Below are 20981 nucleotides of genomic sequence, written 5' to 3'. Positions count from 1 at the left end.
TATATGAAAGAAGTATTTACCTTATACCGAAAATTGCGTGAGCGACAACTCAAATTGCTCAATAGCTTTACCCCCGAAGAATTAGCAATCATTCCTGCGGGCTTTAAAAACAATATCTTGTGGAATCTCGCTCACTGCGTGGTCACCCAGCAAAATTATTGCTATGCCAATAGCAACCTGCCTACTTATCTCACCCCTGAGTTTGTAGAGCGTTATCGCAAAGGCACCATTCCTGATGGACATATCCCTACTTCTGCCGAGATAGAGGAACTAAAAGACCTTCTCATCAGCACTGTAAATTGGCTCGAAACTGATTATCAAAAAGGAATTTTTAAGCACTATAATCATTATGTAACGGGCATAGAGTACGAACTCAATACTATTGAAGAAGCTATTTACTTCAATATTTCACACGAGGGAGTACATTTGGGAAGTGTATTAGCTTTAAAATGTGCAATTATAGGAAGCAAAAAGTAATTGATTATAAATTAAATAGATGAGTAACACGAAAAGCTATTTGATTTCTGATATTGAAGTAAGTTTCCCAATTAGAAAAAAAAGTATTACCTTTGCAATCGCTATCAATAAAATTAGTTTATGAAAAAACGTACCATACTCAACCTACTACTTATTCTTTTTGTGCTCTCTTTCTTTGTAACTCCTTTGGGGTACGAAAGTAAGATATTACTACAGCGTATCTTCGCCGGATCAGTAGATATTATTCCCGCTGATAAAGCTCGTAAAATAGACTTCGATTGGCAACTGAAAGACCGCAATAATGTGCAGTTTAACTATTCCCAAACCGAAGGTAAGAAACCATCATTTGTATACTTCTTCTCTTCTTGGCGTGAAATCAGTGTAGCCGATCTTTATGCAGTCGAAAAACTCTACGATGCTTATAAGGATAAAGTGGATTTTTACATCATCACCAATGAGCTCCCTGAGCCAGTAGATGAAATGATGCAAAAGCGCAATTTTCATTTCAAAGTTACCTACCTCATTATCGAAGCTCCTAAAAAGCCTTTTGACCCCGATAAGATTCCTGCAGGTTACATAGTAGATAAAAACGGTTATGTACGCGCTCAGAAAGACGGTATTGCACGCTGGAATAGCGATGCAGTACATCAGTTGTTAGACAGTCTTACCCAATAGCTTAACTATAGGCAAACTCTATCTCTCAAACAAAATAATTATAAAGATAGTATTTTAGATTCAATTTAAAGTACTATCTTTGCGCTTTGTAAAATCGCATCTCGGTATAAATAAGATGAGTTTTTACCTCTTATCTAAAAGCAATTATGACTAAATATACAGAAGAAGAACTTAAAGAAGAATTAGAAAACAGCGAATACAAATACGGCTTTTATACAGATATCGAATCAGAAACTTTTCCTAAAGGGCTCAACGAGGAAGTGGTAATAGCCCTTTCTAAAAAGAAAAACGAACCCCAGTGGATGACCGATTGGCGCTTAGAAGCATTCCATGCCTGGCAAGCGATGGAAGAGCCTCCTCATTGGGCAAATCTCAAGTTTGAAACTCCCGACTTTCAAGATATTGCTTATTATTCTGCTCCTAAACAGAAACCTAAACTTAACAGCCTTGATGAGGTAGACCCTCAGCTATTGGAAACTTTCCAAAAACTCGGTATCTCTCTTGAAGAACAAAAACGCCTTGCGGGAGTAGAAGAAAAACCTGCCGTAGCAATGGACGTAGTGATGGACTCCGTTTCAGTAGCAACCACTTTTCAAAAAACATTGGCAGAACGAGGCATTATCTTCTGTTCTATCTCCGAAGCGATACAAAAACACCCTGACTTGGTGCGTAAGTACCTTGGTACCGTCGTACCTAAAACCGATAATTTCTACGCAGCTCTTAACTCAGCGGTCTTTTCTGATGGGTCTTTTTGCTATGTACCCAAAGGGGTGCGTTGCCCTATGGAGCTTTCTACTTATTTCCGTATCAATCAAGCAGGAACAGGACAGTTTGAGCGAACCCTCCTCATTGTTGATGAAGGTGCTTACGTCTCTTACCTCGAAGGTTGTACGGCGCCCAAACGCGACGAAAACCAATTGCACGCCGCAGTGGTAGAACTCATCGCAATGGAAGGAGGCGAAATTAAATACTCTACCGTTCAAAACTGGTTTCCTGGTGATAAAGACGGTAAAGGCGGTGTATATAACTTCGTAACCAAGCGCGCTTTGGCTGAGAAAAATGCCAAAATATCGTGGACACAAGTAGAAACAGGCTCTGCTATTACTTGGAAATACCCTTCAGTAGTGCTCAAAGGGGATAATTCTATAGGCGAATTTTACTCAATTGCGGTTACTAACCACTTCCAACAAGCTGATACAGGTACAAAGATGATACACTTAGGCAATAACACCAAATCTACGATTATCTCTAAGGGTATTTCGGCGGGAAAATCACAAAACAGCTACCGCGGATTGGTGAAAGTAGTACCTAATGCTAAAAATGCACGCAATTTCTCTCAATGCGACTCCCTGTTGATGGGTAACCTCTGTGGAGCGCATACATTTCCTTATATAGAAGCTAAAAATCCTACTGCTCAAATAGAGCACGAAGCTACTACCTCTAAGATTGGTGAAGACCAGATTTTCTATTGCAATCAGCGGGGTATTGATACCGAGAAAGCGATTTCACTCATCGTAAATGGCTTTGGTAAAGAAGTGCTTAACAAACTGCCAATGGAGTTTGCTGTTGAAGCTCAAAAACTCTTAGAGATTTCACTAGAGGGCAGTGTTGGCTAATGACGATGGTATACTAAAAATTGCTTTTGCTTCATAAATAAATCACTAAACATTAATCATTAAACATTAAAAATATGATTCTCGCTCCTTCATTATTAGCTGCCGATTTCGGTAACCTGCAACAAGCCGTGGAAATGGTAAACACCAGCGAAGCCGATTGGTTTCATATCGATATTATGGACGGTGTTTTTGTGCCTAATATCTCTTATGGTATGCCCGTGCTTTCAGTGATTCACAAGCACGCTACTAAGCCGTTAGATGTTCACTTGATGATTATTGACCCCGACCGGTATATTAGCACTTTTGCTAAGCTCGGTAGTGATATTCTTACTGTGCATTACGAGGCGTGTACGCACTTGCATCGCACTATACAAGCAATTAAAGCAGAGGGAATGAAAGCAGGGGTAGCCCTCAATCCGCATACACCTGTCGCTTTGTTAGAAGATGTTATTCAAGATATAGACGTACTCTTGCTGATGAGTGTGAACCCTGGATTCGGTGGACAGTCATTTATTGAAAATACTTATAAGAAAGTGCGTCAAGCTAAAGCACTTATTGAACAAGTAGGGGCACACGCAATTATAGAAATAGATGGTGGAGTGAGTTTAAAGAATGCTAAAGCACTTGTAGAGGCAGGTGCTGATGCCTTAGTAGCAGGCAGTTTTATCTTCAATGCTACTAACCCTACCCAAACGATTGCGGAATTAAAAAAATCAGTATTATAAGAATACTTATTTTATGATACAAAATAGGCTATCAAGAAAGAAATCTTATCTTTTTGATAGCCTATTATTATTGTATTATTTCTTTTTAGAAGGGGCTTTTTTAGGTTTAGGCTCTTTCTCGGTAAGGAGGGTAAGAGCTTGTTCTTTGGTGAAAGTTGCTATATCGGTGTCTTTGGGGAGTTCTACTTTGGTTTTACCTTTGAGGAGGGTAAAACGTCCCCAGCGAGCTTTCTCTATACGGATAGCTCCTTCGTCCCATTCTTTCACTACCTTTTCTGATTCTTTTTTTAGCTTATCTTCTATAAGTTCTTCTACATCTTGCTGACTAAGATGGTCGAAATTGTACTTTTTGGTAACGTTTATATAAGTGTTGTTCCACTTAATAAAGGGACCAAAACGACCTACACCTTTGGTAACTTCCACTCCTTGATAGGTGGCAATAGGAGCGTCAGCTTTTTTCTTCTCGCCGATGAGTTGCTTAGCCCGCTCGAGAGTTACACTGAAAACGTCTTCACCTTTATCAAGTGATATAAAAGCATCGCCGTAGCGCACATAGGGTCCGAAACGCCCTACATTCACTTCTACATTCTTACCATCGACAATGCCTAACTGACGAGGAAGCTCGAAGAGTTTGAGAGCTTCTTCAAAAGTAATCGTTTCGATAGACATACCTGCCAATAGACTTGCATAAATAGGCTTTTCGGCATCGTCGGGATTCCCTATTTGCGCCATAGCTCCATAACGACCTAAGCGTACGCTAAGAGGGCGCCCTGATTTAGGGTCGGTACCCAGCACGCGTTCACCTGTTTCACGACCTGTATGCTTTTCAACATTTTCTACTACGGGGTGAAAATGATTATAAAACTGTGTGAGCATCTTTGTCCAATTCTCAGTGCCTTCGGCTATTTCGTCGAAACTATTTTCTACTTTGGCAGTGAAATTATAGTCCATTATCGTATCGAAATGGGAAACGAGAAAATCGTTTACTACACTACCTATATCGGTGGGAACGAGCTTGCCTTTATCGGCACCTACTCGTTCGCTAAGAGTTTGTGTTTTGATAGTATTGCCTGCAAGGGTGAGTTGCTGATAGGGGCGCACTTCACCTTCGAGTGTGCTACGTTCCACATATCCGCGATTTTGAATCGTAGAAATGGTAGGAGCATAAGTAGATGGGCGTCCGATACCGAGTTCCTCTAACTTTTTCACCAGCGAAGCCTCAGTATAACGAGGTAGTGGACGAGTGAAGCGCTCGGTAGCAGTAATATAACGATGCGTAAGAGCTTCTCCTTTTTTGAGATTGGGGAGCATTCCTTCTTGTTCTTCTTCCTCGTCGTCAGTACTTTCTAAATACACTTTTAAAAAGCCATCGAACTGTACCATTTCACCATTGGCTACGAAGTGTTCTTTGTGCTTATCAGCTTCTATTTTTACGGTAGTGCGCTCTATTTGAGCATCTGCCATTTGTGAGGCAAGGGTGCGTTTCCATATCAGTTCGTATAGCTTATTCTGGTCGGGTTCAGCAGCGATAGAGGAGCGACTCATATCGGTAGGACGAATGGCTTCGTGCGCCTCTTGTGCGCCTTTGCTTTTAGTAGCGAACTTGCGCACTTGACTGTACTGAGCTCCGAAAAGTTGCACGATAGCGTTTTTGGCAGTGTTGAGCGCTTCTTGTGAAAGATTCACGCTATCGGTACGCATATAGGTGATAAAACCAGATTCGTAGAGGCGTTGGGCTACCGTCATTGTTTTGCTTACTGAGAAGTGCAGTTTGCGTGCGGCTTCTTGTTGAAGGGTGGAAGTAGTGAAGGGGGGCGCAGGCATTTTTTTAGCTGGTTTGGTTTCTAATGATTGTACTTTGAAATGCGCTCCGATATTCTGTTGCAAGAAGTTTTCAGCTTCGGCTTGTGTGTTGAAATTCTTAGGCAAAGAGGCTTTTACAACTTTGCCTTCTGAGGTGATAAATTCAGCAGTAATTCGGTAAGAGGATTGCGTTTTGAAGTCTTGTATTTCGCGTTCGCGTTCTACGATAAGGCGTACTGCTACCGACTGTACGCGTCCTGCTGAGAGTCCGCTTTTAATTTTTTTCCACAGTACGGGAGAGAGTTCATAGCCCACGAGGCGGTCGAGCACACGGCGTGCTTGCTGAGCATTCACCAGATTATAATCGATGCCACGAGGGTTTTTAATAGCGTTTTCAATAGCCGATTTGGTAATGGAGTTAAAAACGATGCGCTTGGTATTTTCCTTTTTTAGTTTGAGTGTTTCGGAAAGATGAAACGCAATAGCTTCTCCTTCACGGTCTTCATCGGAAGCGAGCCATACTACTTCGGCTTTGGACGTGAGTGCTTTGAGTTCTTTTACAAGATTTTTTTTGTCGTTAGAGATGAGGTAATTAGGTTTAAAACCGTGCTGGATATCTACGCCCAGTTCATTGGAGGGCAAATCGACAATATGCCCATAGCTGGATACTACTTTGTAGTCCTTACCTAAGAACTTTTCAATGGTTTTAGCCTTGGCGGGCGACTCTACAATCACTACATTCTTAGCCATACGCTTGTTTGTTTTTTGAGTTATTGGGTGCAAAAGTACAAAATAATTGCGAAATAGCAATGAGGGAAATGCCAATAATGCAGGGAATGCCAGTAATACCAGAAATGCCAGAAATGCCAGTAATGCTAGAAATGCCAGAAATGCTAGTAATCAACTTTGCCAAAGTTTCAAACTTTGGCAAAGTGTGTACCCCTAAAAGTGACATATCGGAGCTTTCGGAAGGAAACGGAGAAGTTCGGAAGAGGGTTGAGAGAGATTTTGGTGAAAAAAGGCTGTGAGGAGGGTGGGGTTAGCTTATAGAGAGCTTATAGGAAGCTTATAGGAAGCTTATACGAATCTTGGACGATTGGTATAGAAAAGGTGTGCAAAAAGTTGATTAATAGTATAGTACAGCAGTGCTAAAAATGTTAAAAACGGGGTTTCGAGGCGAAAGAAAAGGGAAGAGGCAATAGGCCTTAGGCCATAGGCACTAGGGGGAGTATGACGGAAAAAGGAGAAGGGATAATTAGGAAATTAGTAAATTAGAAAATTAGTAAATGGGGAAGTGTGAGGTCTTAGGCCATAGGCACTAGGGGAATATGACAGAAAAGGAGAAGGGATAATTAGGAAATTAGTAAATTAGAAAATTAGTAAATGGGGAAGTGTGAGGTCTTAGGTCATAGGCACTAGGGGGAAGTATGACGGAAAAGGAGAAATTAGGGGCGAAAACATACTCCTTTAAAAAGGGAGTGTAGCGATGGAAAAGGGAAGAAATGAGGAATGACAAGGGACGAATGACGAAGGGGATGTGGAGAAAACTCGCCGTATATTAACTAATAGATAAAATGGGAAAAATGACTAATGAGTAAATAATTTTTTGTGTTTTGCTTTCTAATTAAAATAAAAGTTGTACTTTTGCCGAACTTTAATGAAAATTATATATGGCAACTTACAAAAAGAACAACAACCGACCTAATAGACAAAAAGATACCGAGCATTTAGACGAAGCAAAACAGGCTCAATTACACAAAGAAAGTACTACTGCTGAGGTGTTTGATGCCCTCGATGCAGGCGCTACTCGCACCGAAGATTGGGTAAAACGCAATCAGAAGATTATTATTGGAACTCTCATAGCCGTAGCTGTGATAGGCTTGGGTTATTTGCTTTACCAACAGTTTGTGAAAGCTCCTAGGGAAAAGAATGCTGCTAATGAGCTTTTCTTTGCACAACAGTTCTTTGATGAAGCAATGGAAGCTACTGATGCTAGAGCGCAGGATTCCCTCTTTAAAGTGGCTATCAACGGTGGGAAAGGAAAATATGGATTTAAGCAAATTGCCGAAAACTACAGCGGTACCAAAGCTGCTAACCTGGCTGAATACGGTATGGGTATGGCTTATATGCGTTTGCGTGACTATAACAACGCAATAAATCACCTCAAAGAGTTTGACTCTACCGATGATATTTTCGGAGCTTTGGCTTACGGGAATATAGGTGATGCTTACCTTCAACAGAAAAATAACGCTGAGGCATTGAAATATTATATCAAAGCCTTTGAACATAGCAAAAATGACTTCGTAACTCCGTTATACCTGAAAAAAGCAGGAATAGTAGCTTCTTTGCAAGGTAAAAAAGACGATGCCTTGAAATATTATGAGCGCATCAAAGACGAGTACCCTACCTCAGAAGAAGCACGTACTATCGATATCCTTATAGGGAAAATTAGTCAATAATTAATGGCAACAGAAAACAAAAACTTATCACAATACGATAAAAAAATAATCCCAAATGCGGAATCTCTTCGCTTTGGGATTATTACTTCTCAGTGGAATGAGCAGATAACTTACGGAATGCGCAATGGTGCCATCGAAACCCTTAAAGATTGTGGTGCTATTGATGACAATATACTCTTATGGGAAGTACCAGGGAGCTTTGAATTAGTGCACGCAGCCAAGCGAATGCTCGATACTAACGAGGTAGACGCTATTATTGTAATAGGCTGTGTGATACAAGGAGAAACTCGTCATTTCGATTTCGTGTGCCAGGGTGTTACCCAAGGTATTGCCCAGCTCAATGCGGAACAAAGTAAAGTGCCTATTATCTTCTGCGTTCTCACTGATAATACCTTCCAGCAGTCGCTTGACCGCAGTGGTGGTAAGCTGGGTAATAAAGGCGTGGAGGCGGCTATTACTGCAATAAAAATGGCGGTGTTAGGGAAGTGAAAGAGAAAAGTGAAACGTAAAAGGTTGGAACAATTTTTGCAATGCAAATGTTGTTAAAGTCGTTAGATTTTAAAAATAAATAAAGAAAATCAGAATGAAATACATCATTGCACCTATACAACATTACCTTTTATTCACTTACCCAGCTATCACTGTTTTTGTCTTTTACTTTTTACCTTTTACTTCTTTCTCGCAGAAGCGTGATACTATTTATATTTTTGACCAGCAATTTTATTCAGGAGATACTATTCGGCTTGCTGAGGTGAGTGTTTTTGGTAAAGAGCATTACTTCGGTGATGCAGAAGCTCAAAAGCGCTATTTGCTTCTCCGCAGTAGGGTGAAACGCGTGTATCCGTATGCCAAAATGGCTGCCGACCGGCTCTATACAATGGAACGTACGATGGATACTATGCAAAATAAACGACAAAAGAAGGTGTACGTAAAACGCACCCAACGCTATATTGAAGACCACTTCACCGACGAACTCAAAAAACTTTCCCGCTCGCAAGGGCGTATTCTCATTAAACTCATTCACCGCCAAACTGGAAAAACGGCTTACGAATTGGTAAAAGACCTGCGCAATGGTTGGAATGCTTATTGGTATAACAAAACCGCGTGGCTGTACGACCTTTCTCTCAAAAAAGGCTATGACCCTATGAATGTAGAAGAGGACTATTGGATAGAGGAAATTATCTTGCGGGCTATCAATAGTGGAGAATTAGAATACCAAACCCCAGCTTTACTATATAACTTCTCAGACCTTGTAGAACAACGACAGAAAAGACTTCAAAAGCAATTAGCAAATTAGCAGATTTGCAAATTAGCAAATTATTTGTACCTTTGCCGAAAATAAAATAGTACTAATGGAGTTATACTACGCTTTTTCAGTAATTATCGTCTTAGCAGCTTTGTTTTCGTACGTGAATGTTCGCTACGTAAAACTGCCTATGACCATAGGTATTATGGTGATTGCTATGATGATATCGGTAGGCGTACGTCTTTTCGGAGGTGAAGTATTTACAGGGCTTGCACACCGTCTTGAATCGCTTTTACAAGGCTTTGACTTCACTGAAATACTGATGGGAGCAATGTTGAACTTCCTTCTCTTTGCAGGAGCTCTCCACATCAATATCAACGACCTAAAAAACTACAAAATCTCCATTTTTACTTATGCAACTATCAGTGTAGTACTCTCGGCTTTCTTTATATCAGTTTTGCTGTACTACATTGCTCCTTTGGTAGAAATCCATATTCCTTACGTTTATTGTCTGCTTTTTGGTGCACTTATTTCCCCAACCGACCCTATTGTAGTGTTGGGAGTGCTCAAACAAGTGAAAGTACCTAAACGTATTGAAACTAAGATTACGGGTGAATCGCTTTTTAACGATGGGGTAGCGGTAGTAATGTTTGCCGTAGTACTGAAATTGGCTACTAATAGCACTTTTGAGCCTTCGTTCTTCGCTATTACTAAGCTCTTCCTCTTGGAAGCAGGAGGAGGTGTTTTACTAGGAGTGCTCTTGGGGTGGATAGCTTCTCAAATGATGAAAAAAGCCGATGACTATCACGTGAGTGTACTCGTCACTTTGGCAGTGGTAATGGGTGGTTTTCTTATCACCAAAGCTTCTCACGTTTCTTCGCCTCTGGCAATGGTAATTGCAGGGCTTTTTGTAGGAAATGTAGGCAAGAAAGCCAGCAGTGCGGAGAATAAAGATTACCTTGAAAAGTTTTGGGCAATCATAGACGAGATTATGAATGCTATCTTGTTCCTATTCATAGGATTTGAGATGCTACTGATAGACAATCTAACAGAGCAGTTCCTTTTAGGCGGGGTAGCTATTCTCGTATGCCTCTTGGGGCGTGCACTGGCGATTTATATTCCTGCCAAAACGATATTACGCAAGGTAGCTACCTATTCGCGAGGCTCGCTCATCACAATGGTGTGGGGGGGTATTCGCGGGGGAGTATCCATCGCCTTGGTACTCTCTATCCCTGCTGATAAAGAAGGATTTAAAGAAACACTGTTGCAAATTACTTATATTGTAGTATTGTTTTCCATTTTAGTACAAGGTCTTACCGTAGGCAAAGTGGCTACCAGAGCCTTGTATCGCGATGAGGTGATGACACGCTTGAAAAGAATGAAACAACTGCAAAGAGGGAAACAATCATAAGACTTTAAAGAAGAATGAGAAAGCAAAAAGATAAAGGATTGGTAAGTGCCAAAGAAGTAGCCAAAGCGATTAATATTGATAAACTTGGCTTCTTGGGTACTTTTGGAGGATGGGCACTGATGAAGTTGCTCCGTATCTCCAAACTCAATGCTATTTACAACCGAAATAAACACTTTGAAGGGTTAGACTTCCTCAACAAACTGTTAGATGAGTTTGAAATAAAGTTCGAAATACCCGAAGAGGATTTTAAGAATATCCCCAAAGAAGGGGCTTTTATCACCATTTCTAACCACCCACTGGGGGGAATTGATGGTATTCTGCTTCTCAAATTACTCCTAGAAAAACGTCCTGATTTCAAGATTATGGCGAATTTTCTCTTGCAACGTATTGAGCCTTTAGCGCCTTATGTATTACCGGTAAACCCCTTTGAAGACCGCAAAGATGCGAAATCTAGCGTGGTGGGTTTTAAGCATACCATTGCACACCTCAAAGAGGGCAAACCCTTAGGTCTTTTCCCTGCAGGGGAGGTATCGGTAACCAAAGAGGGGCAACTGATGGTGGATAAGCCTTGGGAAGAGGCAGCTATGAAACTTGCTAAGAAAGTGAAAGTGCCTATTGTGCCTATCTATTTTCACGCCAAAAACAGTAAGTTGTTTTACTTCTTGGCAAGCATCAGTGATACGCTACGCACGGCTAAATTGCCCTCAGAACTGCTTACACAGAAAGAACGCACTATTTATATACGCATAGGTAAGCCTATTTCGGTAGCTATGCAAGATGAGCATACCGATTTGGAAGATTTTACCGAATTTTTACGTAAGAAAACTTATATATTAGCCAATGCTTTAGAGCAAGATAAGAAGTTTTTACCACTCACTAACGTGTTGAAATCAAGCAAGAGCGGTAGCAATCCTCAACAGATAGAAGCGCCTATTAAACAAGACCTCATAGAGAAGGAAGTTGATAATATCACCAAAAAAGATTACCGACTGCTCAAAAACAACAACTACGAGGTATTCTTAGCACCTTATCAAGAGATTCCTAATATAATGAAGGAAATAGGACGCTTACGTGAAATTACCTTCCGCGAAGTAGGGGAGGGGACTAACGCTTCGTCTGACTTAGATAAGTTTGACCTCTATTATCATCATCTTTTCCTTTGGGATAACGAAGCTAAGAAGATAGTAGGAGCTTACCGTATGGGCTTAGGGGCTGAAATATTCCCTAAATACGGTATCGAAGGCTTTTATACCCACGATTTGTTCCGTTTTGAGCCCGAATTATACGATATGATGAGTAAAACCATCGAGATGGGGCGTGCCTTTATCATTTCAGAATATCAACAGAAACCTATGCCACTGTTTTTGCTGTGGAAAGGCATTGCTCATACCACTTTGCGTTATCCGGAACACTCATATCTGTTGGGTAGCGTGAGTATTAGCAACCAGTTCTCTGACTTTTCTAAATCGCTGATGATAGAGTTTATGAAGTCGAACTTCTATGACCCTTATATTGCACAGTATGTACGCCCTAAAAAAGAGTTCAAAGTAAAACTCAAAGACGAGGATAAAGATTTTATTTTCGACGAAACCAAAGCCGACCTCAATAAGTTCGACAAACTCATCGACGAACTCGAACCAGGTAACTTGCGTTTGCCGGTGCTCATCAAAAAGTACATCAAGCAAAACGCCAAAGTCATTGCTTTCAACGTCGACCCACTTTTCAATAACTCTGTAGACGGATTGATGTATATTCGCATCTCCGACCTCCCTGAAAGCACTATGAAACCGGTGATAGAAGAGTTTCAAGCCGAACTCGAAGCTCGAATGAAGAATAATGAATATGAATAAATATTAGAAACCAATGAAAAAGATATTATTTTTAGTAGCATTACTACCACTGACTCTTGTTGCACAAACTGTGATTGTGCCTAACCGTTATACTTTCCAAAAGGAAGATAATCAGTACCAGCTGAATGCACTTACGAAGTTTTTACTGGAAAAACAAGGTTTTAAAGCGTATATGGAGAGCGAAGCCCCCGCCGAACTGCTCCAAAACCCCTGCGATGCTCTGAAAGCCGACGTGAGGAACCTGTCGAATATGATGACCTCTAAGGTGCAATTTATTCTCACCGATTGTGCTAATAAAACCGTCTTTACTTCCGAGATAGGTAAAAGTCGTGAAAAGGAGTTTAAGAAGTCGTATCAAGAAGCTTTGCGCAATGCCTTTGAAGGGAATGCTTTAGCAACTTTTAAGTCGGAATACAAAGCACCTGTTGCTACTCAAACGGCAATGGCAACGCTTACTCCTGCACAACCTACTACCATAGCAAAAAGCAATACTCAAATAATAGAAGAAGACCCCTATATAGAATTTTTATATGCTAAAAAAGTAGATTTCTCATACGAATTGTATGATAAGAAAACTAATGAATTGCGTTATAAAATCAAACCGACTCTTACTCCGAATACATTCGTAGCTTATGATTTAAAAAATAATGAATTTGGAGTGCTTGAAAAGGACGGCTCCACATTCTATAAATTTACTTTGTTTAAAAAAATAGATGATGGAGGTCATACATTCTTAGCAAATATCCAATTTACACCTTAACCCCTTGTACAGCAAAGCTGAAGCTAAAAAACTACGCGAAGACTTCTGGATATCCTTTGGCAAATCCTTCCCTCGGAAATGGACGCTTTACAATACCAAGATAAAGGATTTCAGTTTTAAGTTTTCATTCGACACCCGTAAAGCACGGGTGCTCCTTGCTGTGGAAGACCCTGACGATGCAACACGTAGTTTGTACTACAACAAATTGCTGTCGCTGAAAACCATTCTGCAAGAACAATACCTCCCCGATGTTGTTTTCGAAGAGCACTTTCTCTTAGACAACGGTAAAGAAATCAGCTGTGTGTATGTAGAACTGCCAAACGTAACTATTCACAACAAAGCTACTTGGCAATCAGCGATGGAGTTCCTCTATCAATCGATGTTGCAGTTTGAAGCCTTTTGGGCAGACTATAAAGACATAATACAAGAAGAAAAATAAGCACTACTTATCTCTGTATTATCCTTTGAAACTTTAAGAAAAGATTAACATCGAGCCTCATTCTCACGTAACTTTTTTGTCTTACCTTTGCATAGAATAAGGTAACACCCTCAAAGAGGAAGTGTTTTTTACAATAAAAGCACTTCCTTTTCTGTATTTAATATCTAATAAATTGGTAATTATGAAAGAAAACATCAAAGATAAAGTCGTGATTATTACAGGAGCCAGTAGCGAGGTTGAAGGTGGTCGCAGGTCGTGGTATGGTCTACAGCGGTACTAAGTTTGCTGTAAAAGCTATTAGCGAAGGTTTACGTATGGAAGCTGCTAAAGATAACATCCGCGTGACTACCCTTTACCCAGGCGCAGTGGAGAGTGAACTTAAGTATGGTAGCTCCGACCCCGAAGCTAGCGCAGGTATTCAGGCTTTTTATAAGGAATATGAGATTTCTGCCGATTCAGTTGCCCGTGCTATTGCATATGCTATTGAACAACCAGAGGACGTAGCTATCAATGAGATTACTTTGCGTCCTACTAAACAAGAATTTTAATTCAAGTATAACATCTAACTTATGATAAAAAACTTTATTAACAGACCCGTACTATCAACGGTAGTCTCTATCTTAATAGTAATTTTAGGGATATTGGGGATTATCTCTTTGCCTATCTCTCAATATCCTGATATCGCCCCTGTAACGGTACAGGTATCGGCTAACTATGCGGGTGCCAATGCCGAAACAGTGCTTAAAGCGGTGGTGATTCCGCTGGAAGAACAAATCAATGGGGTGGAAAATATGGATTATATCACCTCATCGGCTTCTAATAGTGGTTCAGCAAATATTACTGTGTATTTCAAACAGGGCACCAATGGGGATATTGCTGCCGTAAACGTGCAAAATGCGGTGTCGCGTGCCAACTCTATTTTGCCATCTGAGGTAACCCAATCGGGGGTAACGGTACGCAAACAGAGCTCAGGTAACTTGATGTTCCTCACCTTCTTCTCTGAGAATAAAGAGTTAGACGATGTGTTTCTACAAAATTACTTAAGCATCAATGTGATTCCTGCAATTAAACGTATCAGTGGGGTAGGGGATGCCAGTGCTTTTGGAGGTAAAACCTATTCTATGCGCATTTGGTTAAATCCGCAAAAACTCCAAGCCTATGGACTCAATCCTACCGAGGTAACTGCTGCAATTTCGGCTCAGAGTAGAGAAGCGGCTGCGGGTACTTTGGGACAAAACAGCGGTAGTAGCTATGAATATGTGATTAAGTACAAGGGGAAATACACCCAAGTATCGGAATATGAAAATATAGTGCTCAAAGCATTAGATGGAGGTCGTATTCTTCGCCTTAAAGATGTAGCTAAGGTAGAACTCGACGCGCTCGGATATACAGGATTTTCTGAAAGCAAAGGGCGTCCTGCCGTGGCAATGGGTATCTCTCAAACGCCAGGCTCTAACGCTCACGAGATTATCCAAAATATTGAAAAACTCTTAGACGAGTTGAAGCCTTCTTTACCCGAAGGGATTACTTATACTATCAACTACAACGCCAATACTTTCTTAGATGCTGCCATTTCTAAGGTGGTGTCTACCCTCTTAGAGGCTTTCTTATTGGTGTTCTTGGTGGTCTATATCTTCTTGCAAGACTTCCGCTCTACACTCATTCCTGCTATTGCGGTACCAGTGTCTATCGTTGGTACTTTCTTCTTCTTGAATCTCTTTGGATATTCTATCAATATGCTTACCCTTTTCGCCTTGGTGTTAGCCATCGGTATAGTGGTGGACGATGCCATTGTGGTTGTCGAGGCGGTGCACGCCAAGATGGAACAAACTCACGAGAAAGCTAAACCCGCTACAATTTCAGCTATGAACGAGATTACAGGGGCGATTATCTCTATCACCCTTGTGATGGCAGCAGTGTTCGTGCCGGTAACTTTTATGGGTGGTACTACGGGCGTGTTCTACAAACAGTTTGGGGTAACTCTGATTGTAGCCATCGTGATTTCAGCTATCAATGCACTTACCCTCAGTCCGGTGCTTTGTTCGCTCTTCCTCAAACCTCACGGCAATAAAGAATATGAAGAAAAGTCGTGGTTTGGCAAGTTTTTCCACAAATTTAATATAGCTTTCAATGCCGCTACGCATAAATATGGGCAAACCTTTACCTTCTTCCTTCGTCATAAATGGGTAACCTTAGTGCTCTTACTTATGGCAGGAGGTGGTATCTATTTTGCCAATAAAAGTATGAAATCGGGGTTTGTGCCCAGTGAAGACCAAGGGTTTGTGATGATGGATGTATCGATGATTCCTGGTGCTTCTATGGAACGCGTAGCTAATATAATGCGTGAGGTAAACGAAAGTCTTTCCAATATCCCAGGTGTGGAAAATGTTACCTTTGTTACTGGTCGCGGTATGATTTCAGGCGAAGGTAGTAATAATGGTATGGGTTTCTTCAAGCTGAAACCTTTTGAGGAACGTTCTAAACTCCCTGGTCAAGACATTCAGTCGATTATCAACAATGCCTTTCGTGCTGTTGCCAATATCAAAGATGCCAATGTGATTTTCTTCCAACCGCCTTCCGTGCCTGGTTTTGGTGTAGGAGGTGGGGTATCGTTTGTTCTCTTGGATAAATCCGGAAGTGATATCAGTGAGGTGAACAAGAATGCACAAGAGTTCTTGGGCGCTTTGATGCAACGCCCCGAAATACAATTCGCTCAAACGTCTTTCAATGTGAATTATCCACAATACCAAATGGATATTAATGTAGAACGTGCTATGCAGTCGGGTATTACAGTGAGCACTATTCTATCGACCTTACAGAATTATATAGGGGGCTTCTACGCAACTGACTTTACCCTCTACGGAAAGCAATACCGTGTAATGGTACAATCGTTGCCCGAAGCGCGTAAAGACCTCAATAGCCTCAATAGCTTATTCGTGAAAACAGGAAGTGAAACAATGGCTCCTATTACCGAGTTTGTAACTCTTACACGTACTTTCGGTCCGCAATCGCTCAGCCGTTATAACCTCTTTACTTCGGTGTCTATTTCGGCTCAGAACAACCCTGCCTATAGTACAGGTGATGCTCTGAAAGCAGTACAAGAGGTGGCTGCCCAAACCCTCAATAGTAATTATGGAATCGACTATACGGGCTTAACGCGTGAAGAGCAGAATGCCGGTTCACAAACTATTCTCATCTTCTTGCTCAGTTTGGTGTTTACCTATTTTATTCTCTCGGCACAGTATGAGAGTTACCTATTGCCATTATCAGTGCTCTTCTCATTGCCTTTTGGTATCTTTGGAGCGTATTTAGGACAGTGGCTTTTTGGATTAGAAAATAATATCTATTTCCAAATTTCCCTTATTATGCTGATGGGACTCTTAGCTAAAAACGCGATTTTGATTGTAGAATTTGCTGTGCAACGCCGTCGTATGGGTGAAAGCCTATCTAAGGCAGCTATCAATGCCGCAATGGCGCGTTTGCGCCCTATCTTGATGACCTCCTTTGCCTTTATCGTCGGTTTGATGCCATTGGTATTTGCTTCAGGCGTAGGAGCAGCAGGAAACCGTTCAGTAGCTACGGGAGCCGCTATCGGTCAGCTTATTGGTACCTTTTTCGGACTTGTTGTGATTCCGGTATTCTTTGTATTCTTCCAAGCGATACAAGAGAGTATTAGTGGTCATAAAGAAAAAGAAGAGATATTTGTAGAGCCTACTGGCGAATATTAAATGCCTGTTGTGCTACGACAAAAAAGGCTGTCTGCTTTTTAGCAGACAGCCTTTTTATTTTCTATTACTAACATATTATTTTTGCATCGTTTTTGAATCTAATACTTTGCCAAGTTGGAAACTTTAGTAAATTTGATATCCTTTTTGTGTTGCAGTCCGTATAAATCTCATTTCTTTAGCTACTAAATTCGCCCTATAAACCTCGCAGATTTGTCGAATCTGTGTAATCTGTGGGATTTTTTTAATTATCTGATGTTTTTCTTATTCTGAACTCAGAAAGTAGTAATATTGTTTTTATTTGTCAAAAACGCTATTTTAACACTTTTTCTTCAATAAAGTTATAAGGGCTTTTTACTTATTGATATCCAATATTCTAACACCTTTCCTTCGTCTTAGGTTCGCCTTAGCTTCGCTCTACCTTCGGTTAAACTTCAATTAAAAGATAACAAAGGTTTTTCTAATATTTTACTGATAAATAATGTTTTAACGTTTTTGATACCACAAAAGACTATCAAGTGTTCTACTTTCTAAACTTTAAAAAAATTGCAGGGTTTTAAAAGAGATTAACATTTTTTCAGCATTGACCTTGCCTCTTTTAATTTGAGTCAAACTCACGTAATAGAAAATAAAAAAGGCTATCCTAATTAGGATAGCCTTTTCCTTAATTTTTATTTGTAAGTTCTTATTTTGTAGGGTATTTGATTACTCTACGATATTAGCGATACTTACACGGTTCCAATCTGGTTCACTGAACATATCACCGATACCATTACCTTCAGCTTGGATTCTATCAGCTGAGATTTTGTAACGTTTAACTAAAAGGTTTTTAACAGCTTCAGCACGAGCGGTAGCTAATTGTTTGTTCTTTTCTAAGTTTCCTTCTGGTGAAGCATAACCTTTGATACTAACTTTAGCATTCCTATATTTGTTAAGGTAAGAAGCGATACGCTCTACGTTAGGCAATTGAGATGCATCGATAGTACTTTTAGCTACACGGAAAGTAACTACTGATTCCAAAGTTTTCTTGTTTTTAGTAACTACTTTTTCTACTACTTCTGGTTTCTTGTTGCGAGCTGCTTCTAAGTCATCTTGTAATTTATTAACTTGTCTTTGGCAGTCAGATAATTCCTTGTTTTTGCTGTTCAACTCATCACGAAGTCTACCCAATTCTGCGCTATTGTCAGGATTTTGAGTAGCTGTAGTGAAGTGGTGAGCACCATTGCTTCCTTTAAAACGGTAAACTACACCAACAGTAGCTTGAATGAAAGAGTTCAAGCTGTTTAAGCTGTTTACTGAACTTTTCTCAGTAGGATGGTCTACACCATACACAATAGCAGGACTTAATTTAACTCCCCACGCTTTGCTTTCGCCTAAATTGAACAATAAGTTAGAACCAAACTGAGCAGACATACTGTTGCTTCTGTAGTTTTCTCTATAGTTAGGAGCGATATCTTGTACATATCTGTGGAACCAACCAATTCCTGCAAAACCTTCTACTTCGAAGAAACGAGGAGTTCCTTTGTAACCAGCGATAAGGTTGCTCAAGTTTATAGTACCTACCAAGCTTACATTGGTATTGTCTATAAAGTTACCTGCATCTACATCATTGTCAAGGGCTACGGGACGTACATACGCCATACCTTCAACACCTAAACGGAAAGCAGGAGAGATTTGTTTGCCAATCTCAGCTCCAAAAGTGGCACGGGTGTTTTTAAAGAAAGCTTCATGCTGAGTTTCAGAGAAACCGCCAGCTTTAACACCTACTTGCCAGTTGTCAAAAAATTTGCTCTTACTTAGCATATCTTGTGCGTTAGCACTTGTTATCACTGCAACGACAGTTGCAATACTTAATAAGGTTTTTTTCATATAAAAAAATGTTTATTACTTGTGTTTTAAAATTCGGGGCAAATATACGACTTTTTTTATTTGTACAATCATTTTTAGTAATAAAAAATATATGCTTTTCGCATTTTCACCCTGTTTTTTAACGTTTTATTTACAAACCGTTTGCATTTCTTTCACATTTCAGAGAGTTAATCTAGTTTTTGGGTATAAAAAATCAGGGAGAGTTTCATTGTAAACTCTCCCTGATTTTCGTGTTAATAAAATATGATAATAATGCTATGAATTTACGATTACATCATTCCTGGCATACCACCACCCATTGGAGGCATTGCAGCTGCTTTATCGTCTTTGATGTCTACCAAAGCACATTCGGTAGTGAGAATCATACCAGCTACTGAGGCAGCATTTTCAAGGGCTACACGAGTTACCTTTTTAGGGTCGATGATACCTGCTTTAAACATATCGGTATAAGTACCTGTTTTAGCATTGTATCCGTAAGCATCTCTTGAAGCCTCGAGTACACGAGCTACGATTACAGAACCTTCAACCCCTGCGTTTTCTACGATAGTGCGCAAAGGAGCTTCCAATGCTTTGAGGATAATTTTAATACCTGTTTCTTCGTCGGCATTGAGAGGTTTTAGTTTTCCTAAAACATTTTTAGCACGAATAAGCGCTATACCACCTCCTGCTACGATACCTTCTTCAACAGCTGCACGAGTAGCGTGAAGAGCATCATCTACACGGTCTTTTTTCTCTTTCATTTCCACTTCCGAAGCAGCACCTATGTAAAGCACTGCTACCCCACCAGAGAGTTTAGCTAAACGCTCTTGTAGTTTTTCACGGTCATAATCAGAAGAGGTGTTTTCGATTTGTGCTTTGATTTGTGCTACACGCGCTTTGATATCATCAGATTTTCCAGCACCATTTACAATAGTGGTGTTATCTTTGTCGATACTTACTCTTTCGGCAGTACCAAGCATATCGATAGTAGCGTTTTCAAGAGTGAAGCCTCTTTCTTCGGCAATTACAGTACCACCAGTAAGGATAGCGATATCTTCGAGCATTGCTTTACGACGGTCACCAAAGCCAGGAGCTTTTACAGCAGCGATGCGAAGGGTACCGCGCAACTTGTTTACCACTAAGGTAGCTAATGCTTCACCATCGATATCTTCAGCGATAATCAAGAGGGGTTTGCCAGATTGAGCTACAGGCTCTAATACAGGAAGCAAGTCCTTCATAGTAGAGATTTTCTTGTCGTACAACAAGATATAAGGGTGGTCGAGTTCTGCAACCATCTTTTCAGAATCGGTTACGAAGTAAGGAGAGAGGTAACCGCGGTCGAACTGCATTCCTTCTACTACATCTACGTAAGTATCTGTACCTTTTGCTTCTTCTACGGTGATAACCCCTTCTTTACCTACTTTCTCGAATGCTTGAGCGATAAGTTCGCCAATAGTATCGTCGTTGTTAGCAGAGATAGAGGCTACTTGTTTTATTTTTTCAGAAGAAGAGCCTACTTCTTTAGCTTGTTTAGCCAAGTGTTCTACGATTTTTGCTACGGCTTTATCAATACCGCGTTTTAAATCCATTGGGTTAGCACCAGAAGCTACGTTTTTAAGACCTTCTTTTACGATAGCTTGTGCTAATACAGTAGCGGTAGTAGTACCGTCGCCTGCGAGGTCATTGGTTTTAGAAGCTACTTCTTTTACCATTTGAGCGCCCATATTTTCGAGAGCGTCTTCTAGTTCTATTTCCTTAGCAACGGTTACCCCGTCTTTGGTTACTTGTGGTGAACCAAATGATTTGCTAATAATCACATTACGACCACGAGGGCCTAATGTTACTTTTACTGCATTTGCTAATGCATCAACGCCGCGTTTTAAACCTTCTCGAGCGTCTATATCAAATTTAATATCTTTTGCCATTTCTTTAGTTTTTAGTTTTTAT

16 protein-coding genes and 1 pseudogene are annotated in these 20981 nt (G+C 40.4%); 13 read left to right on the top strand and 4 right to left on the bottom strand.

The window, feature by feature from the left end:
• The first annotated feature begins 3 nt into the window (after nucleotides 1-3).
• The 4 genes from HW278_RS02955 (at nucleotide 4) to rpe (ending at nucleotide 3493) form a co-directional block, all read left to right on the top strand.
• Nucleotides 4-477 (top strand): DinB family protein, encoded by a 474-nt coding sequence (locus HW278_RS02955; RefSeq protein ID WP_178976880.1) that lies wholly within the window; start codon nucleotides 4-6, stop codon nucleotides 475-477.
• Between the two features lie 120 nt (nucleotides 478-597).
• Entirely contained in the window at nucleotides 598-1152 is a 555-nt protein-coding gene (locus HW278_RS02950; protein ID WP_002673497.1) for a TlpA family protein disulfide reductase, read from the top strand.
• Nucleotides 1153-1298: 146 nt separating this feature from the next.
• Nucleotides 1299-2768, top strand: a complete 1470-nt coding sequence (gene sufB, locus HW278_RS02945; protein ID WP_178976879.1) for a Fe-S cluster assembly protein SufB — start codon at nucleotides 1299-1301, stop codon at nucleotides 2766-2768.
• Between the two features lie 74 nt (nucleotides 2769-2842).
• Nucleotides 2843-3493 carry a ribulose-phosphate 3-epimerase gene (gene rpe, locus HW278_RS02940; protein ID WP_178976878.1) on the top strand — a complete coding sequence of 217 codons (651 nt, stop codon included), beginning with the start codon at nucleotides 2843-2845 and terminating at the stop codon, nucleotides 3491-3493.
• A 75-nt stretch (nucleotides 3494-3568) separates the two neighbouring features.
• On the opposite strand, the gene topA is transcribed toward rpe, so the two are convergent.
• Both topA and HW278_RS12245 read right to left on the bottom strand, forming a co-directional pair.
• Nucleotides 3569-6046, bottom strand: coding sequence for a type I DNA topoisomerase (gene topA / locus HW278_RS02935; protein WP_178976877.1), 2478 nt, complete (start codon nucleotides 6044-6046; stop codon nucleotides 3569-3571).
• Nucleotides 6039-6209, bottom strand: coding sequence for a hypothetical protein (locus HW278_RS12245; RefSeq protein ID WP_220389379.1), 171 nt, complete (start codon nucleotides 6207-6209; stop codon nucleotides 6039-6041). The genes topA and HW278_RS12245 overlap by 8 nt, the downstream gene beginning before the upstream one ends.
• A gap of 757 nt (nucleotides 6210-6966) precedes the next feature.
• On the opposite strand from HW278_RS12245, the gene HW278_RS02925 reads away from it, so the two are divergent.
• The 9 genes and pseudogenes from HW278_RS02925 (at nucleotide 6967) to HW278_RS02885 (ending at nucleotide 17189) form a co-directional block, all read left to right on the top strand.
• Nucleotides 6967-7755: a tetratricopeptide repeat protein gene (locus HW278_RS02925; protein WP_009410073.1), complete on the top strand. Its 789-nt coding sequence runs from the start codon at nucleotides 6967-6969 to the stop codon at nucleotides 7753-7755.
• Nucleotides 7756-7758: 3 nt separating this feature from the next.
• Nucleotides 7759-8244: a 6,7-dimethyl-8-ribityllumazine synthase gene (gene ribH, locus HW278_RS02920; protein WP_178976876.1), complete on the top strand. Its 486-nt coding sequence runs from the start codon at nucleotides 7759-7761 to the stop codon at nucleotides 8242-8244.
• 94 nt (nucleotides 8245-8338) lie between these two features.
• Complete coding sequence (locus HW278_RS02915; RefSeq protein WP_009410075.1) at nucleotides 8339-9052, top strand: DUF4294 domain-containing protein; 714 nt, start codon at nucleotides 8339-8341, stop codon at nucleotides 9050-9052.
• Between the two features lie 55 nt (nucleotides 9053-9107).
• Complete coding sequence (locus HW278_RS02910; protein WP_178976875.1) at nucleotides 9108-10412, top strand: cation:proton antiporter; 1305 nt, start codon at nucleotides 9108-9110, stop codon at nucleotides 10410-10412.
• 14 nt (nucleotides 10413-10426) lie between these two features.
• The gene (locus HW278_RS02905; RefSeq protein ID WP_009410077.1) at nucleotides 10427-12262 is read left to right on the top strand and encodes a GNAT family N-acyltransferase; all 1836 of its coding nucleotides are present in this window, start codon (nucleotides 10427-10429) and stop codon (nucleotides 12260-12262) included.
• Nucleotides 12263-12275: 13 nt separating this feature from the next.
• Nucleotides 12276-13022 (top strand): hypothetical protein, encoded by a 747-nt coding sequence (locus HW278_RS02900; RefSeq protein WP_178976874.1) that lies wholly within the window; start codon nucleotides 12276-12278, stop codon nucleotides 13020-13022.
• A 4-nt stretch (nucleotides 13023-13026) separates the two neighbouring features.
• Nucleotides 13027-13461: a DUF4268 domain-containing protein gene (locus HW278_RS02895; protein ID WP_178976873.1), complete on the top strand. Its 435-nt coding sequence runs from the start codon at nucleotides 13027-13029 to the stop codon at nucleotides 13459-13461.
• Nucleotides 13462-13688: 227 nt separating this feature from the next.
• Nucleotides 13689-14009: pseudogene (locus tag HW278_RS02890) on the top strand (SDR family oxidoreductase); the annotation flags it as partial.
• A 21-nt stretch (nucleotides 14010-14030) separates the two neighbouring features.
• Entirely contained in the window at nucleotides 14031-17189 is a 3159-nt protein-coding gene (locus HW278_RS02885; RefSeq protein ID WP_178976872.1) for an efflux RND transporter permease subunit, read from the top strand.
• Between the two features lie 702 nt (nucleotides 17190-17891).
• Here the strand turns inward: HW278_RS02885 and HW278_RS02880 are convergent.
• Nucleotides 17892-19055, bottom strand: a complete 1164-nt coding sequence (locus HW278_RS02880) for an OmpA family protein (RefSeq protein WP_111972759.1) — start codon at nucleotides 19053-19055, stop codon at nucleotides 17892-17894.
• A 269-nt stretch (nucleotides 19056-19324) separates the two neighbouring features.
• On the bottom strand, nucleotides 19325-20959 hold the full coding sequence (gene groL / locus HW278_RS02875) for a chaperonin GroEL (protein ID WP_009410083.1): 1635 nt from the start codon (nucleotides 20957-20959) through the stop codon (nucleotides 19325-19327).
• Nucleotides 20960-20981: the final 22 nt, after the last annotated feature.

It is taken from the genome of Capnocytophaga sp. oral taxon 902 (assembly GCF_013394735.1).
GTDB classification, from domain to species: domain Bacteria; phylum Bacteroidota; class Bacteroidia; order Flavobacteriales; family Flavobacteriaceae; genus Capnocytophaga; species Capnocytophaga ochracea.
The sequence above is the reverse complement of the archived record's forward strand: the minus strand, read 5'-3'. Positions and strand labels throughout refer to the sequence as shown.

Excerpts from the sequence above, each read along its gene's own strand:
- HW278_RS02955 (WP_178976880.1), top strand. The coding sequence starts at position 4 with ATGAAAGAAGTATTTACCTTATACCGAAAATTGCGTGAGCGACAACTC.
- HW278_RS02950 (WP_002673497.1), top strand. The coding sequence starts at position 598 with ATGAAAAAACGTACCATACTCAACCTACTACTTATTCTTTTTGTGCTC.
- sufB (WP_178976879.1), top strand. The coding sequence starts at position 1,299 with ATGACTAAATATACAGAAGAAGAACTTAAAGAAGAATTAGAAAACAGC.
- rpe (WP_178976878.1), top strand. The coding sequence starts at position 2,843 with ATGATTCTCGCTCCTTCATTATTAGCTGCCGATTTCGGTAACCTGCAA.
- topA (WP_178976877.1), bottom strand. The coding sequence starts at position 6,046 with ATGGCTAAGAATGTAGTGATTGTAGAGTCGCCCGCCAAGGCTAAAACC.
- HW278_RS02925 (WP_009410073.1), top strand. The coding sequence starts at position 6,967 with ATGGCAACTTACAAAAAGAACAACAACCGACCTAATAGACAAAAAGAT.
- ribH (WP_178976876.1), top strand. The coding sequence starts at position 7,759 with ATGGCAACAGAAAACAAAAACTTATCACAATACGATAAAAAAATAATC.
- HW278_RS02915 (WP_009410075.1), top strand. The coding sequence starts at position 8,339 with ATGAAATACATCATTGCACCTATACAACATTACCTTTTATTCACTTAC.
- HW278_RS02910 (WP_178976875.1), top strand. The coding sequence starts at position 9,108 with ATGGAGTTATACTACGCTTTTTCAGTAATTATCGTCTTAGCAGCTTTG.
- HW278_RS02905 (WP_009410077.1), top strand. The coding sequence starts at position 10,427 with ATGAGAAAGCAAAAAGATAAAGGATTGGTAAGTGCCAAAGAAGTAGCC.
- HW278_RS02900 (WP_178976874.1), top strand. The coding sequence starts at position 12,276 with ATGAAAAAGATATTATTTTTAGTAGCATTACTACCACTGACTCTTGTT.
- HW278_RS02885 (WP_178976872.1), top strand. The coding sequence starts at position 14,031 with ATGATAAAAAACTTTATTAACAGACCCGTACTATCAACGGTAGTCTCT.
- HW278_RS02880 (WP_111972759.1), bottom strand. The coding sequence starts at position 19,055 with ATGAAAAAAACCTTATTAAGTATTGCAACTGTCGTTGCAGTGATAACA.
- groL (WP_009410083.1), bottom strand. The coding sequence starts at position 20,959 with ATGGCAAAAGATATTAAATTTGATATAGACGCTCGAGAAGGTTTAAAA.